Below are 14840 nucleotides of genomic sequence, written 5' to 3'. Positions count from 1 at the left end.
TAAAACTGAGTACACCGTACTCTTAATGGGGTACGGTGTACTCAGTTTCGCTGAGTGGAGGCTCCCATGCATGAACACGCCGTCCTGGCAGAGGGTTTGCGCAAGCGCTACGGCGGCAGGGGCGATGCCGCGTACGCACTCGACGGCTTCGACCTCGCCGTCCGCGCCGGCACCGTCCACGGACTCCTCGGCCCCAACGGGGCCGGCAAGACCACCGCCGTACGGATCCTGGCCACGCTCCTCAAGGCCGACGGCGGCCACGCCCGCGTCGCCGGGCTCGACGTGGCCCGCGACCCCCGCGCCGTACGCGCCCGGATCGGCCTCGCCGGCCAGTACGCCGCCGTCGACGAGGGCCTCACCGGCCGCCAGAACCTCGAACTCTTCGGCCGGCTCTTCCATCTCGACGCCCGGCGCGCCCGCGCCCGCGCCGCCGAACTCCTCGACCGGTTCGCCCTCTCCGACGCCGCCGACAAGGGCGCCGGCGACTACAGCGGCGGCATGCGCCGCCGGCTCGACCTCGCCGCCTCGATGATCCTCGCGCCCGAGGTGCTCTTCCTCGACGAGCCGACCACCGGACTCGACCCGCGCAGCCGCGGCGAGGTCTGGGACAGCGTCCGCTCCCTCGTCGCCGGCGGCACGACCGTGCTGCTCACCACCCAGTACCTGGAGGAGGCCGACCGGCTCGCCTCCCGCATCACCGTCATGGAACGCGGCCGGGCCATCGCCGACGACAGCCCCGAGGGGTTGAAGAGCCGGATCGGCGGCGACCGCGTCGAAGTCGTCGTCACCGAGCCCGCCGACCTGCCCGCGGCCCGCAAGGTCGTCGCCCGGGTCGCCGAGGAGGAGCCCGGCGTGGACGAGGCCGAGCGCCGCGTCCACGCGCCCGTCGCCGACCGCGTCGCCGCGCTGACGGAGGTCGCCCGCGCCCTCCAGGACGAGCGGATCCCCGTCGAGGACATCGGCCTGCGCCGCCCCAGCCTGGACGACGTGTTCCTCAGCCTGACCGGCCACCACAGCGACGAAGGAGCGAACGCCGCATGACCGCCGTCGACCTCACGCCCGTCTCCTCGCGCGGCCGCGCGTACTGGGCCGTGGCCGACGGGCTGACGCTCGTCCGCCGCACCCTGCTCAACTACCGTCGGCAGCCCGTCCTCATCGTCTGGCAGCTCGGCTTCCCGATCGTCTCCGTGCTGCTCTACGGCTTCGTGTTCGGCAGCGCCATGCGGGTGCCCGGCGGCGGGGACTACAAGGACTTCCTCATGCCCGGCATGTTCACCATGACGATGACCTTCGGGCTGATGAACACCGCCACCGCCGTCGTCTCCGACGCGGGCCGGGGCGTCATGGACCGCTTCCGGTCCATGCCGATGGCGCCCTCCGCCGTCGTCACCGGCCGCGGCCTGTCCGACCTGCTCGTCGCCTCCGCCGAGCTCGCCATCCTGGCCGCCACCGCCCTGGCGATCGGCTGGACCTCCGACGGCGGACTCGGCGGCACGCTGTTCGCCTTCGGACTGCTGCTCCTGCTGCGCTTCAGCCTGATCTGGGTGGGCGTGTGGGCCGGGCTGATCGTGCCGAACACGGAGGCGGCCGGCGCGCTCTACGCGGTGATCTTCCCCATCACGATGATCTCCAGCGTGTTCGTGGCGCCCTCGCTGATGCCGGGCTGGCTGGCCCCCGTCGCCGCCTGGAACCCGATCTCGTCGACCGTCGCCGCCACCCGCGAACTGTTCGGCAACCCGGGCGCGGGCGGCGCCACGTGGGTCGAGCAGCACGCCGTCCTGATGGCGGTGCTGTGGCCGCTGGCGATCACGGCCGTGTTCCTGCCGCTGGCGGTCCGGAGGTTCCAGCGCCTGAGCCGCTGACACGCCGAGGGCCCGCACCGGACGGACGTGTCCGGTGCGGGCCCCACGTGCGCGTGAAGTTCAGAGCTCCTGCGCCGTGATGAGCGCGACGGTCAGCAGGGGCTCAGCCAGTACACCCAGCCCCAGGGGGCGTGACGGTCCTCGCTGTATCCGCCGGGTGAGGTCCAGCCGAGGTTGCCGTAGTAGTCGTAGAACTTGGCGTACAGGGTCGAGCGCTGGTTGTTGATCCACGACCCGGTGCCGCTCCAGTAGATGCGGACCGGGTAGTTGCAGGTGTACAGGCGCAGCTCGTCGCCCGTGAAGTTCTCGCCGCTGTACGCGCACACGTAGGTGTACGGGCAGCCGGCCGCCGCACCGAGGCCCGTGTTCGTGGCGTCGAGGTCGCGGGCCCGCTGTTCCCCCGGCAGCGCGAGCAGCAGGACGCCGCCACCCTTCGGCAGGGCGATCTTGTTCGCGCCGAGCTGGGTCCCGCGCGTCTTCGCCAGGTATCCGTCGACCCGGGCCTGCAGGTTCCCGGCCTGCGTACTGCTCAGTCCGGCCTTTCTGGCCTGCGCGGAGAAGTCCGCGCGTGCGCCGTCCGCGGCGCCGGCCGCGCCGGGCGCGGCGATGAGCGCGAGGAGCGCCATCACCAGGGCGGCGACGGTCTTCGCCAGCCCCCCGGACCGTAAGGTTCTCTGCTCCGTCACTGTGTCCCCCTCTGTCTCACGCGTTCCTGCCGGACGCGTCGGCACGGTGCCGGCCACCACTGTGCGCGGCGCCGCCCACGTGCGTCGTTGGCATCGTGTGCCGACGTGTTGCGCAATGAGCGCAGCCGGGCGCGGCCACCCTGCCGTGGCCCGTGGCGAGTTGACCGGCATCCCGCTGTTCCATCGGCCTGCCGGGCGGCATCATCGGCATGTACACCTCACTCGGGGCGGGGGGCTTCGTGACGCGTACGGAGACGATCGACGTCAGAGCGCGGGACGGCTTCGAGTGGTGGGCCGACATGGTCGGCGACAGGGTGATGCCGGTCGCGATCACCAGTCCCCACGCCGACCGCTTCCGCGGAACGGTCTCCGCGATTCAGCTGGCACAGACCGACGTGTCCGGGTTCACCTTCTCGCCGATGTCCGGGCGGCGGACCGCCGCCCACATCAGGCGCTCGGACCCGGAGGACTACTTCCTGGTGCTCGTCCACGGCAGCCCGATCGGCCTCGAGCAGCGCGGCAACAACACCCTGCTCAGAGCGGGGGACATGGCGCTCTTCGACTCCTTCCATCCCCTGAGCTGCGAATTCCACGACGAGGGGCGGCTGTCGCGGCTCACCCTGTTGCGCCTGCCCAGGACCGCCCTGCCCCTGCCCCAGGACCGGACGGACCGGCTGCTCGCCACCGCCTTGTCCTCCCGCACCGGCTCGGGGGCACTGCTCGCCTCGTACCTGACCGGGCTGCGCGCCCAGGCCGACCGGTGCGACCCCTCGGAGCTGCCGCGCCTGGGGGCCGTCGCCCTCGACCTGTGCGCCGGCCTCCTCGCGTCGCAGTCCGACAGCCGGGCCCTGCTCCCCGCCGAGACGCGCCGGCAGATCCTGCTGGCCCGGATCCGTGCCTTCATCGACTCGAACCTGCCCGACCCCCGGCTCGGCCCGGCCACGGTCGCGGCCCGGCACCACATCTCCGTACGGCTGCTGCACACGTTGTTCAAGGAGGAGCCGGAGACGATCGGCGCCACGATCCGCGGGCTCCGCCTCGAACGCAGCCGAGCGGACCTCGCCGACCCGGGGCTCGGCCACCGCAGCATCGGCGAGATCGCGATGCGCTGGGGCTTCCGGCACCCGGCGGACTTCAGCCGGGCCTTCCGCCGCGCGTACGGACTGCCGCCCAGCGACTATCGGCGCATGGCCCTGGTCGCCGCTGCCGCCGGGGCTTACGCCGGCGATGCCGAAGGGCCCGCACCGGACGTGTCCGATGCGGGCCCCTCGTACGTGTGAAGGTCAGAGGTTCTCGATCACGTAGTCGATGCAGGCCGTGAGCGCCTGCACGTCCGCCGGGTCGATCGCCGGGAACATCGCGATGCGCAGCTGGTTGCGGCCCAGCTTGCGGTACGGCTCGGTGTCGACGATGCCGTTGGCGCGCAGGACCTTGGCGACCGCGGCCGCGTCGATCTCGTCCGCGAAGTCGATCGTGCCGATGACCTGCGAGCGCTTCGCCGGGTCGGTGACGAACGGCGTCGCGTACTTGGACTCCTCGGCCCAGCCGTACAGGTTCTGCGAGGACTGCTTCGTCCGGGCCACGGCCCAGTCCAGACCGCCCTGGCCGTTGATCCACTTCAGCTGCTCGTTGAGCAGGAACAGCGTGGACAGCGCCGGGGTGTTGTACGTCTGGTTCTTCAGCGAGTTGTCGATCGCGGTCGGCAGCGAGAAGAACTCGGGGATGTGCCGGCCGGACGCGTGGATGCGGGCCGCGCGCTCCAGGGCGGCCGGCGAGAACGCCGCCAGCCACAGGCCGCCTTCGGCGGCGAAGGACTTCTGCGGGGCGAAGTAGTACACGTCGGTCTCGGCGATGTCGACCGGCAGACCGCCCGCGCCGGAGGTCGCGTCGACCAGGACCAGCGCGCCCTCGTCCGCGCCCGCGACCCGCTGCAGCGGGGCGGCGACACCGGTCGAGGTCTCGTTGTGGGTGAAGGCGTACACGTCGACGCCGGCCTCGGCCCGCGCCTCCGGGTGGGTGCCCGGCTCCGAGGAGACCACGGTCGGCTCGGCCAGCCAGGGGGCCAGCTTCGCGGCCTTGGCGAACTTGGAGGAGAACTCGCCGAACGTCAGGTGCTGCGACTTGTTCTCGATCAGACCGTGGGTCGCGATGTCCCAGAACGCGGTGGAGCCGCCGTTGCCCAGGATCACCTCGTAGCCCTCGGGCAGCGAGAACAGCTCGCGGATGCCGGTGCGCACCTCGCCGACCAGGTTCTTCACCGGAGCCTGGCGGTGGGAGGTGCCGAGCAGGGACGTGCCCGTGGCGGCCAGGGCGTCCAGCGCCTCCGTACGCACCTTGGAGGGGCCCGCGCCGAAACGGCCGTCGGCGGGCTTCATGTCAGCGGGAATCTGGATCTCAGCCACGAGGCGGAGCGTATCGGGTCGGAAGGGCCACGGCGGAACGACGTCCGCCGGATGAGACGACGACGTGAGACATCCTGACCTCGTGGGAACACACGAAGCACTGCGGAACGCCCTGCGGGCGGCCCTGCGCGGGGACGTCGACTTCTCCGCCGCCGCCCGCGCCCTGACGAGCATGGACGCCTCCAACTACCGCCGGGTGCCGCTGGGCGTGGTCGCTCCGCGCGACGCCGGCGACGTGGCGGCGGCCCTTGAGGTCTGCCGGGTGCACGGGGTCCCGGTCGTGGCGCGCGGGGCCGGCACGTCGATCGCCGGACAGGCGACCGGCACCGGCGTGGTGCTCGACTTCACCCGGCACATGCGGGCGGTCGTGTCCGTCGACCCGGAGTCGCGGACCGCCGTCGTCCAGCCCGGTGTCGTCCTCGACCGGCTGCGGGAGGCGGTACGGCCGTACGGGCTGACCTTCGGGCCCGACCCGTCCACGCACAGCCGCTGCACCCTCGGCGGCATGATCGGCAACAACGCCTGCGGGGCGCACTCGGTCGCCTGGGGCACGACGGCGGACAACGTCACGGGTCTGGACGCCCTCACCTACGGGGGCGAGTCGCTGCGGCTCGGCAGGGACTGGCAGGGCGCGCCGGCCGGACTGCGCGAGCTGGTCGGCGGGCGTCTCGCCGCTCTGCGCACCGGCTACCCGCCCGGTCTGCCGCGCCGGATCTCCGGCTACGCGCTGGACGCGCTGCTGCCGGAACGGGGCGGCGACGTGGTCCGCTCCTTCTGTGGGAGCGAGGGGACGCTCGGGGTGGTGACGGAGGCAACCGTGCGCCTGGTGCCGCTTCCGCGCGCCCCCGTCCTCGCGGTGCTCGGGTACCCGGACGAGAGCGCGGCGGCCGAGGCGGCGGCGGGGCTCCTGGAGTGGGGGCCGCTGACCGTCGAGGGCATGGCGGCCGATCTCGTACGCGGCGCCGGGGGGCTGCCGCGGGGCGGGGCATGGCTGTTCTGCGAGACGGACGGCGCGGACGCGGCGGCGCGGCTGGTCCGGGCCGCGGACGCGCTGGACGCGACGGTGGTGACGGACCCGGCCGGGCAGCGGGCGCTGTGGCGGATCCGCGAGGACGCGGCGGGCACCGCGACGCGGACCCCGCAGGGCGGGGAGGCCTGGCCCGGGTGGGAGGACTGCGCGGTGCCGCCGGCCCGCCTCGGGGCGTATCTGCGGGACTTCCGGGCGCTGCTGGCCGAGCACGGCCTGCACGGCACGCCGTACGGGCACTTCGGCGACGGCTGCATCCACGTCCGCATCGACTTCGACCTGTTCACGGGCAAAGGGGTACGGGACTTCCGCCGGTTCTCCGAGGAGACGGCGGACCTGGTGGTGGCGCACGGCGGCTCGCTGTCGGGCGAGCACGGCGACGGCGTGGCCCGGGCGGAACTGCTGCCGAAGATGTACGGGGACGAACTGGTCGGGCTCTTCGGGCAGGTCAAGGACCTGTGGGACCCGGCGGGCGGACTGAACCCGGGGATGCTGGCGCGGCCGGGGAGGCTGGACGAGAACCTGCGGTTCACGGGGCTGCCGGTCGTGGGCCTGGGCCGGGAGGCGGCCCGGTGCGTCGGGGTCGCCAAGTGCCGGGTGGAGGGCCCGAGTTCCGGACCGGGAGTGATGTGCCCGTCGTACCGGGCGACGGGGGAGGAACAGCACTCCACGCGGGGCCGGGCGCGGCTGCTGCACGAGATGGCGCTGGGCGAGGTGATCACGGACGGGCTGCGCTCGGAGGAGGTCCGCGAGGCGCTCGACCTGTGCCTGTCCTGCAAGGGCTGCCGCAGCGACTGCCCGGTGGGCGTGGACATGGCCGCGTACAAGGCGGAGTTCACGGCCGGGTACTACCGGGGCCGCCCGTGGCGGCGGCCCCGCTCGCACTGGACCGTGGGCGGGCTTCCGCAGTGGCTGGCGCGGGCCCGGTGGCTGGTGGCGGTCGGGGCGCGGCTGCCGTTCGCGGCGCGGCTCGCGGGGGTGACGCCGCAGCGGCCGCTGCCGAGGGTGGCGGCGCGGAGCTTCGTGTCGCGGCACGGGGGACTCGCGGGCGGCGACGCGCTGCTGTGGCCCGACACCTTCACGAATCACCTCGCGCCGGAGGTGGGCGACGCGGCGGTACGGGTCCTGGGCGCGGCCGGGATCGCGGTGGGGCTGCCGCCGGGGCGGGTGTGCTGCGGGCTCACGTACGTGTCGACCGGCCGGCTGGACCGGGCGCGCGCGGTGATGCGCCGCACCCTGGACGTCGTGGAGCCGGTCCTGGACCGGCCGGTGGTGGTCCTGGAGCCGTCGTGCGCGGCGACGCTCCGGACGGACCTGCCGGAGCTGCTGCCGGACGACCCGAGGGCGGCGCGGCTCGCGGGCTCGGTGCGGACGTTCGCGGGCGCGATCGAGGAGTTCGCCCCGGACTGGGAGCCGCCGCGCCTGGGCCGCGAGGTCGCCGGCCAGACCCACTGCCACCAGCACGCCGTCCTGGGCGACGCGGCGGAGCGCCGGCTGCGCGCCCGGGCGGGCCTGACCGGCGAGCTGAGCGGGGGCTGCTGCGGCCTGGCCGGCGACTTCGGCTTCGCGCCCGGCCACTACGCGGTCTCGGTCGACTGCGCCGAGGACCAGCTCCTCCCGGCGGTCCGGGCGGCCGGCGAGAACACCGTCCTCCTGGCCGACGGATACTCCTGCCGCACCCAGTTGGACCAGCTGGCGGGACGACGGGCCCGGCATTTGGCGCAGGTGTTGGCGGAAGGCCTGGTCAAAGACCCGGAATCGCGCGCATGGAATCAAATGCCGGATATGTGAGCACGGTTGACGGTGCAACAGATCGGTGATTCGCCCTTGTCCGGTCACTTCATCACGGCCCTCATCGGGGCCTTGCGAGGCAGAAGAGCGTTATGAGCGAGCACGACACCTCCGGCGTCTGGTTCGACGCCGATCCGGAGCTTGAGCCCACCGAGGACGGCCTGCGGTTCCTCGCCGCGCTGCGGGAGCGGGCGGAGTCCGGCGACTGGGGCTGCGAGCCCGACGACACCTTCGCGACCTTCGCCGTCTTCGAGGAACGCACCGAGCTCCTGGTCACCCTGGATCTGGGCGACCCCGCGACCGAGCCCGAGCAGCACGTACTGACCGTGGGGGCGTTCTTCACCGGCTCGCGTCTCGTCGGCGGGGAGTTCCACGACCGGCTGTACACCCTGGAGCGGAGTCCGGAGACGCTGCTCCAGGAGGACGGGGCACCGGAGTTCCTCGCCGAGCGGGCCGCGGAATGGTTCCTGCGGATGGCGGGACTCCCGGTCGTACGCAACGAGTACGAGGTCGACGGCCGGATCGTCAACCGCCAGTGGCTCCTGGCCGACTCCGGCCGCGAGCTGGCCGCCCAGTTCCGCGTGGAGCCCGGCGACCCACTGACCCGCACGGTCCGGGTCCGGGGCGGGGCGGCGTAACGGGGCGGTGTAACGGGTCTGCGGGTCACCCCTCCGCGGCGACGTCCCGCGCCAGCTCCACGAGCAGACCGATCGCCGGGTGCGGGGCGGTGTCGCGCCAGGCGAGGACGACGGGGACGGGTGGGGCGTCCGTCAGGGGGCGGTAGGCGACGCCGGGGTGCGGGTGCATCTCGGCCGTGGAGGCGGCCGATACGCCGACGCCGCGGCCCGCGGCGATCGCCGTCAGCCAGTCGTCGGTGTTGCCGACGGTCAGGGTGGCGGCGGGGCGGTCGTCCGGCGGCCACAGGCCCAGGGTCGTCGTGCCGGAGACCGGGTTGAGGATCGCGGTCTGCGCCGTCAGGTCCGCGAGCGTCAGGGACGCGCGGGCGGCGAGCGGGCTGTCCGCCGGGAGCGCGGCCACCCGGGGCTCGACGACCAGCTCCACCGTCGCCAGGCCCGGCGCGTCGACCGGGCCGCGCAGCAGGGCCGCGTCGACCTCGCCGCGGGTCAGGCCGGCCGTGCGGTCGTCGATGCGCAGGAGCTCCAGCGGGGTCTCCGGGTGCGCCTGCTGCCAGCGCCGCAGCAGCGGTGTGGTGTACGGGCCGAAGGCCGACCAGGCGTGCCCGAGCCGGAGCGGGCGGCGGCGCAGCCGCTCCGGGTCGGCGGCCGCGTCGAACGCGGCGACCGCCGCGGCGGCCCGGTCGTGGAACGCGCGGCCCTCCGGCGTGAGCGCGAAGTGGTGGGTGGTGCGGTCGACGAGCCGCGCGCCGAGGTGCCGCTCCAGCGCGGCGAGCGTGCGGGACACGGCGGGCTGGGTCAGGTGCAGCCGGGCGGCGGCCCTGGTCAGGTTGCCCTCTTCGGCGATGGCCAGGAAGCAGCGGAGGTGGCGGAGCTCGATGCCCATGCGTCCGGAGCATAACCGCAGCCCAATCGGCATTTCACGCGCCGCGCTGGCGGTCGTAGCGTGAGTCGCGGAGCGAGGTTGACGGGTTCAGTATTCTGGACCTGTGGTCCAGTGGAGTGGACCTCGCGTCGCGCATACGCAAGGAGGAGCCGGTGGACAGTCCGGTCAAGGACATCGCCGCGGTCTCCGTGCCCGAGGCCGCGGCGGCACGGGCCGCGGCGCCCGCCCGGGCGACCCGGCTCGGGCCCGTCGCCCTCGTCGTCGCCGGCGGCCTCTCGGTCCAGTTCGGCTCCGCCGTCGCCGTCCTGCTGATGCCCCGGGCCGGCGCGCTCGGCGTGGTCACGCTCAGGCTCGTCCTCGCCGCCGCCGTCCTGCTCGTCGTCTGCCGGCCCAAGGTGCGCGGCTACAGCCGCGCCGACTGGGGCACGGTCGTCGCCTTCGGCACCGCCATGGCCGCCATGAACATCCTCTTCTACCAGGCCGCCGACCGGATCCCGCTGGGCGCCGCGGTGACCCTGGAGGTCCTCGGCCCGCTGGTCCTGTCCGTGATCGTCTCGCGCCGCGTGGTCAACCTGCTGTGGGCCGGGCTCGCCCTCGGCGGCGTCGTGCTGCTCGGCGGCGGCGGCTTCGACCGGCTCGACCCGGTCGGCGCGGCCTTCGCGCTCGCCGCGGGCGCCATGTGGGCGGCGTACATCGTCTTCAGCGCCCGCACCGGCCGCCGCTTCCCGCAGGCCGACGGGCTGGCCCTGGCCATGGCCTTCGGCGCGGTGCTCAGCCTGCCGTTCGGCCTCGTGGAGGCCGGCGGCAAGCTGCTCGTCCCCTCGACGATCGGCCTCGGCCTGGCCGTCGCGCTGATGTCCTCCGTGCTGCCCTACACCCTCGAACTCCTCGCCCTGCGCCGCCTGCCCGCCCCCACCTTCGCCGTCCTGATGAGCCTCGAACCGGCCATCGCCGCCACCGCCGGCTTCCTCGTCCTGAGCCAGGCCCTCTCCCCGACCGACGCCCTCGCGATCGCCCTGGTCATCGCGGCCAGCATGGGCGCGGTGCGGACGCAGGTCCGCAAGCGGGGCTGACCCTGTCCCGGTCCTGACCCTGTCCCGGTCCTGGCCCTGTCCCGGTCCTGACGCAGGCCCGATCCTGACGATCTTCGGCTCGGGCGGAGGCTGTCCGGCGGGCCGCGCACCGGCAGGATCGAGCCATGGCTCTGGAGATGCGCACCCTGTGCGAACGCTGCGAGAAGACCACCCTGCCCGCCGACGGTCCCGCCCGGATCTGCACCTACGAGTGCACCTTCTGCGTGGCCTGCAGCGAGGCCATGGACGACGTCTGTCCCAACTGCGGGGGTGAGCTGGTGCCGCGGCCCCGGCGCGTCACGGCCTGATCCGTTCCCCGGGTGCGTCAATAAAGCAAGCATGCTTGCTTGTTTCTCGTCGCGCTGCCATGCTCCTCGGCACACGCCCGTGTCCCACCCTGCCGAGGGGAGCGCTCCGTGTCCGACCCTGCCGTCGTCCTCGACGATCTGCGCAGCGAGAGCGAGGAACTCGACCGGCTGGTCGAGCGGTTGAGCGCCGAGCAGTGGGCGACGCCCACGCCCGCGCCCGGCTGGACGATCGCCCACCAGATCGCCCATCTCGCCTGGACCGACCGGGCCGCGCTGCTCGCCGCCACCGACGCCGACGCGTTCGCCGCCGAGACGGAGAAGGCGCTCGCCGCGCCGGACACGTTCGTCGACGACGGCGCCGCGGAAGGCGCCGCCCTGCCGCCCGGCGAGCTGCTCGCCCGCTGGCGGGAGGGCCGGGAGCGGCTGCAGGAGGCGCTGCGCGCCACGCCGCCGGGGAGCAGGTTCCCCTGGTACGGGCCGCCCATGAGCGCCGCGTCCATGGGGACCGCCCGGCTGATGGAGACCTGGGCGCACGGGCAGGACGTCGCCGACGCCCTCGGCGTCGTACGCCGCCCCACCGCCCGGCTCCGGCACGTCGCCTGGATCGGGCTGCGCGCCCGCGACTACGCGTACCTGGTGCGCGGCCTCACCCCGCCCGCCGAACCCTTCCGCGTCGAACTGACCGGCCCCGACGGCGAGCTGTGGGCGTTCGGGCCGGAGGACGCCGCCCAGCGGATCACCGGCCCCGCCCTCGACTTCTGCCTGCTCGTCACCCAGCGCGTCCACCGGGACGACACCGCCCTCACCGCGCACGGCGACGACGCCGAACGGTGGCTCGGCATCGCCCAGGCGTTCGCCGGCCCCGCGGGCGCGGGCCGCCCCGCCGAGGAGGGCCGGTGATCCTGCGCATCGGCAACGCCTCCGGCTTCTACGGCGACCGCTTCGACGCCGTCCGCGAGATGCTCACCGGCGGTGAGCTCGACGTCCTCACCGGCGACTACCTCGCCGAGCTGACGATGCTCATCCTCGGCCGCGACCGCATGAAGGACCCCGCCGCCGGATACGCCAAGACCTTCCTGCGCCAGATGGAGGAGGGCCTCGGCCTCGCCCACGAGCGCGGCGTCCGCATCGTCACGAACGCCGGCGGGCTCAACCCCGCCGGACTCGCCGACGCCCTGCGCGCCCTCGCCGGGCGGCTCGGCCTGCCCGTCCGCGTCGCCCACGTCGAGGGCGACCAGCTGCCCGCCCGGGACGGGGCGCTGACCGCCAACGCGTACCTCGGCGGCGCGGGCATCGCCGCCTGCCTCACGGCCGGCGCGGACGTCGTCGTCACCGGCCGGGTCACCGACGCCGCCCTCGTCACCGGCCCCGCGCAGTGGCGGTTCGGCTGGGGACCGCAGGAGTACGACCGGCTCGCGGGCGCGGTCGTCGCCGGGCACGTCCTGGAGTGCGGGACCCAGGCCACCGGCGGCAACTACGCCTTCTTCCGGGGCCACGACGTGCGCCGCCCCGGCTTCCCGCTCGCCGAGCTGCACGAGGACGGCAGCTGCGTGATCACCAAGCACCCCGGGACCGGCGGCCTCGTCGACACCGGCACCGTCACCGCACAGCTCCTGTACGAGACGGCCGGCGCGCGGTACGCGGGACCCGACGTCACCGCGCGGCTCGACACCGTGCGGCTCGCCCAGGAGGGCCCCGACCGGGTCCGGATCGACGGGGTGCGCGGCGAGGCCCCGCCGCCCACGCTCAAGGCCGGCCGCACCCGCCTCGGCGGCTTCCGCAACGAGGTCGTCTTCGTGCTCACCGGCCTCGACGTCGAGGCCAAGGCGCAGCTCGTCCGGGACCAGGTCGAGGACGCCTTCGAGCGCGCCAAGTCCCGGCCCTCGGAGGTCCGCTGGGAGCTGGCCCGGACCGACCGGCCCGACGCGGACACCGAGGAGACCGCCAGCGCCCTGCTCCGGCTCGTCGTCCGCGACCCGGACCCCGAGGCCGTCGGCCGGTCCCTGTCCGGCGCGGCGATCGAGCTGGCCCTGGCGAGCTACCCCGGCTTCCACGTCACCGCCCCGCCCGGCAAGGGCGCGCCGTACGGGGTCTTCGAGGCCGCGTACGTACCGGCGGAGGACGTCGCCCACACGGCCGTGCTGCCCGACGGGAGCCGGCAGCCGGTCCCCGTGCCGGCGCACACCCGGGAGCTGGAGCCCGTCCCCGCGCCCGCCCTGCCCGAGCCCCTGCCCGCCGGGCCGACCCGCCGCGTCCCCCTCGGCCTGGTCGCCGGGGCCCGCAGCGGCGACAAGGGCGGCGACGCCAACGTGGGCGTCTGGGTGCGGACCGACGCGGCCTGGCGCTGGCTGGCGCACACCCTGACCGAGGACCGGTTCCGCGAACTCCTCCCGGAGGCGGCTGACTTGACGGTCACAAGGCACGTGTTGCCGAACCTGCGCGCGGTCAACTTCACCGTCGCCGGGCTGCTCGGCGAGGGCGTCGCCTCGCAGGCCCGCTTCGACCCCCAGGCCAAGGCGCTCGGCGAATGGCTCCGCTCCCGCGTTCTCGACGTACCGGAGGAACTGCTGTGACCGTGCTCGCCTCGGCCCTCGACACGGCCGGACCCGACTACGCCGCGCACCGCGCCGCCATGCTGGACAAGCTCGCCGCGCTCGACGCCGAGCACGCGAAGGCGCTCGCGGGCGGCGGCGAGAAGTACACCGAACGGCACCGCAAGCGCGGCAAGCTGCTCGCCCGCGAGCGGATCGAGCTGCTGATCGACCCCGACACGCCGTTCCTGGAACTGTCCCCGCTGGCCGCCTGGGGCAGCGACTACCCGGTCGGCGCGTCGATCGTCACCGGCATCGGGGTCGTCGAGGGCGTGGAGTGCCTGATCACCGCCAACGACCCGACGGTGCGCGGCGGGGCGTCGAACCCGTGGACGCTGAAGAAGGCGCTGCGGGCCAACGAGATCGCCTACGCCAACCGGCTGCCCGTCGTCTCGCTCGTCGAGTCCGGGGGCGCTGATCTGCCATCGCAGAAGGAGATCTTCATCCCGGGCGGGGCGCTGTTCAAGGACCTCACCCGGCTCTCCGCCGCCGGCATCCCGACGATCGCGGTGGTCTTCGGCAACTCGACGGCCGGCGGCGCGTACGTCCCGGGCATGTCCGACCACACCGTGATGATCAAGGAGCGGTCGAAGGTCTTCCTCGGCGGCCCGCCGCTGGTGAAGATGGCGACGGGCGAGGAGAGCGACGACGAGTCCCTGGGCGGCGCGGAGATGCACGCCCGCACCTCCGGACTCGCCGACCACTACGCCGTCGACGAGGCGGACGCGCTGCGCCAGGCCCGCCGGATCGTGGCCCGGCTCAACCACCGCAAGGCGCACACCGATCCGCTGCCCGCCGAGCCGCCGAAGTACGACGAGGACGAACTCCTCGGGATCGTGCCCGGCGACCTGAAGACCCCGTTCGACCCGCGCGAGGTGATCGCCCGGCTCGTCGACGGCTCGGACTTCGACGAGTTCAAGCCGCTGTACGGGACGTCGCTCACCACCGGCTGGGCGTCGCTGCACGGCTACCCGGTGGGCATCCTCGCCAACGCGCAGGGCGTGCTGTTCAGCGCCGAGTCGCAGAAGGCGGCGCAGTTCATCCAGCTCGCCAACCAGCGCGACATCCCGCTGGTCTTCCTGCACAACACCACCGGCTACATGGTCGGCAGGGAGTACGAGCAGGGCGGCATCATCAAGCACGGCGCGATGATGATCAACGCGGTGTCGAACTCGAAGGTCCCGCACCTGTCCGTCCTGATGGGCGCGTCGTACGGGGCCGGGCACTACGGCATGTGCGGCCGGGCCTACGACCCGCGGTTCCTTTTCGCCTGGCCCAGCGCCAAGTCGGCCGTCATGGGCCCGCAGCAGCTGGCCGGCGTGCTGTCGATCGTGGCGCGGGCGAGCGCGGCGGCGAAGGGACAGCCGTACGACGACGAGGCGGACGCCGGACTGCGGGCGATGGTCGAGGCGCAGATCGAGTCCGAGTCGCTGCCGATGTTCCTGTCCGGGCGGCTGTACGACGACGGCGTCATCGACCCCCGCGACACCCGCACGGTCCTCGGGCTGTGCCTGTCCGCGATCCACACGGCACCGGTCGAGGGCGCGCGCGGCGGCTTCGGCGTCTTCAGGATGTGAGG

General features: G+C 73.8%; 13 protein-coding genes. 10 read left to right on the top strand and 3 right to left on the bottom strand.

Annotated features, from left to right (window positions below; genetic code table 11):
• Positions 1-66 precede the first annotated feature (66 nt).
• Entirely contained in the window at positions 67-1041 is a 975-nt protein-coding gene (locus ACGFMM_RS08270; protein ID WP_393644325.1) for an ATP-binding cassette domain-containing protein, read from the top strand.
• Positions 1038-1862 (top strand): ABC transporter permease, encoded by an 825-nt coding sequence (locus tag ACGFMM_RS08265; protein WP_393644323.1) that lies wholly within the window; start codon positions 1038-1040, stop codon positions 1860-1862. Before ACGFMM_RS08270 ends, ACGFMM_RS08265 begins: the two co-directional genes overlap by 4 nt.
• 92 nt (positions 1863-1954) lie before the next feature.
• Here ACGFMM_RS08265 and ACGFMM_RS08260 read toward each other — a convergent pair whose 3' ends face one another.
• The gene (locus ACGFMM_RS08260; protein WP_393644321.1) at positions 1955-2548 is read right to left on the bottom strand and encodes a peptidase inhibitor family I36 protein; all 594 of its coding nucleotides are present in this window, start codon (positions 2546-2548) and stop codon (positions 1955-1957) included.
• A gap of 209 nt (positions 2549-2757) precedes the next feature.
• On the opposite strand from ACGFMM_RS08260, the gene ACGFMM_RS08255 reads away from it, so the two are divergent.
• On the top strand, positions 2758-3828 hold the full coding sequence (locus ACGFMM_RS08255; RefSeq protein WP_393644319.1) for a helix-turn-helix domain-containing protein: 1071 nt from the start codon (positions 2758-2760) through the stop codon (positions 3826-3828).
• Between the two features lie 3 nt (positions 3829-3831).
• Here the strand turns inward: ACGFMM_RS08255 and serC are convergent, their stop codons facing one another.
• Complete coding sequence (gene serC / locus ACGFMM_RS08250) at positions 3832-4950, bottom strand: phosphoserine transaminase (RefSeq protein ID WP_393644317.1); 1119 nt, start codon at positions 4948-4950, stop codon at positions 3832-3834.
• Between the two features lie 82 nt (positions 4951-5032).
• Here serC and ACGFMM_RS08245 point away from each other — a divergent pair, with 82 nt between their 5' ends.
• Together ACGFMM_RS08245 and ACGFMM_RS08240 are read left to right on the top strand one after the other, a co-directional pair.
• Positions 5033-7768, top strand: a complete 2736-nt coding sequence (locus tag ACGFMM_RS08245) for an FAD-binding and (Fe-S)-binding domain-containing protein (protein WP_393644316.1) — start codon at positions 5033-5035, stop codon at positions 7766-7768.
• Positions 7769-7860: 92 nt separating this feature from the next.
• Positions 7861-8406, top strand: a complete 546-nt coding sequence (locus tag ACGFMM_RS08240; RefSeq protein WP_393644314.1) for a hypothetical protein — start codon at positions 7861-7863, stop codon at positions 8404-8406.
• Between the two features lie 25 nt (positions 8407-8431).
• Here the strand turns inward: ACGFMM_RS08240 and ACGFMM_RS08235 are convergent, their stop codons facing one another.
• A complete protein-coding gene (locus ACGFMM_RS08235) occupies positions 8432-9289 on the bottom strand; it encodes a LysR family transcriptional regulator (protein WP_393644313.1) in 858 nt (285 codons plus the stop codon).
• Between the two features lie 152 nt (positions 9290-9441).
• Here ACGFMM_RS08235 and ACGFMM_RS08230 point away from each other — a divergent pair, with 152 nt between their 5' ends.
• The 5 genes from ACGFMM_RS08230 to ACGFMM_RS08210 all read left to right on the top strand — a co-directional run bounded on the left by ACGFMM_RS08230 (position 9442) and on the right by ACGFMM_RS08210 (position 14838).
• A complete protein-coding gene (locus tag ACGFMM_RS08230) occupies positions 9442-10362 on the top strand; it encodes a DMT family transporter (protein ID WP_393644311.1) in 921 nt (306 codons plus the stop codon).
• A 125-nt stretch (positions 10363-10487) separates the two neighbouring features.
• Entirely contained in the window at positions 10488-10670 is a 183-nt protein-coding gene (locus tag ACGFMM_RS08225) for a DUF1272 domain-containing protein (protein WP_393644309.1), read from the top strand.
• A 108-nt stretch (positions 10671-10778) separates the two neighbouring features.
• Complete coding sequence (locus ACGFMM_RS08220; RefSeq protein ID WP_393644307.1) at positions 10779-11570, top strand: TIGR03084 family metal-binding protein; 792 nt, start codon at positions 10779-10781, stop codon at positions 11568-11570.
• Complete coding sequence (locus tag ACGFMM_RS08215; protein WP_393644305.1) at positions 11567-13243, top strand: acyclic terpene utilization AtuA family protein; 1677 nt, start codon at positions 11567-11569, stop codon at positions 13241-13243. The genes ACGFMM_RS08220 and ACGFMM_RS08215 overlap by 4 nt, the downstream gene beginning before the upstream one ends.
• On the top strand, positions 13240-14838 hold the full coding sequence (locus ACGFMM_RS08210) for an acyl-CoA carboxylase subunit beta (protein ID WP_393644304.1): 1599 nt from the start codon (positions 13240-13242) through the stop codon (positions 14836-14838). Before ACGFMM_RS08215 ends, ACGFMM_RS08210 begins: the two co-directional genes overlap by 4 nt.
• Positions 14839-14840: the final 2 nt, after the last annotated feature.

This window comes from Streptomyces sp. NPDC048604 (genome assembly GCF_043199435.1).
Taxonomy (GTDB): domain Bacteria; phylum Actinomycetota; class Actinomycetes; order Streptomycetales; family Streptomycetaceae; genus Streptomyces.
This window is presented reverse-complemented; position numbering and strand designations above follow the sequence as displayed.

What these genes read in the sequence shown, in the direction of transcription:
- ACGFMM_RS08270 (WP_393644325.1), top strand. Translation starts at nt 67, where the DNA reads ATGCATGAACACGCCGTCCTGGCAGAGGGTTTGCGCAAGCGCTACGGC.
- ACGFMM_RS08265 (WP_393644323.1), top strand. Translation starts at nt 1,038, where the DNA reads ATGACCGCCGTCGACCTCACGCCCGTCTCCTCGCGCGGCCGCGCGTAC.
- ACGFMM_RS08255 (WP_393644319.1), top strand. Translation starts at nt 2,758, where the DNA reads ATGTACACCTCACTCGGGGCGGGGGGCTTCGTGACGCGTACGGAGACG.
- ACGFMM_RS08240 (WP_393644314.1), top strand. Translation starts at nt 7,861, where the DNA reads ATGAGCGAGCACGACACCTCCGGCGTCTGGTTCGACGCCGATCCGGAG.
- ACGFMM_RS08235 (WP_393644313.1), bottom strand. Translation starts at nt 9,289, where the DNA reads ATGGGCATCGAGCTCCGCCACCTCCGCTGCTTCCTGGCCATCGCCGAA.
- ACGFMM_RS08225 (WP_393644309.1), top strand. Translation starts at nt 10,488, where the DNA reads ATGGCTCTGGAGATGCGCACCCTGTGCGAACGCTGCGAGAAGACCACC.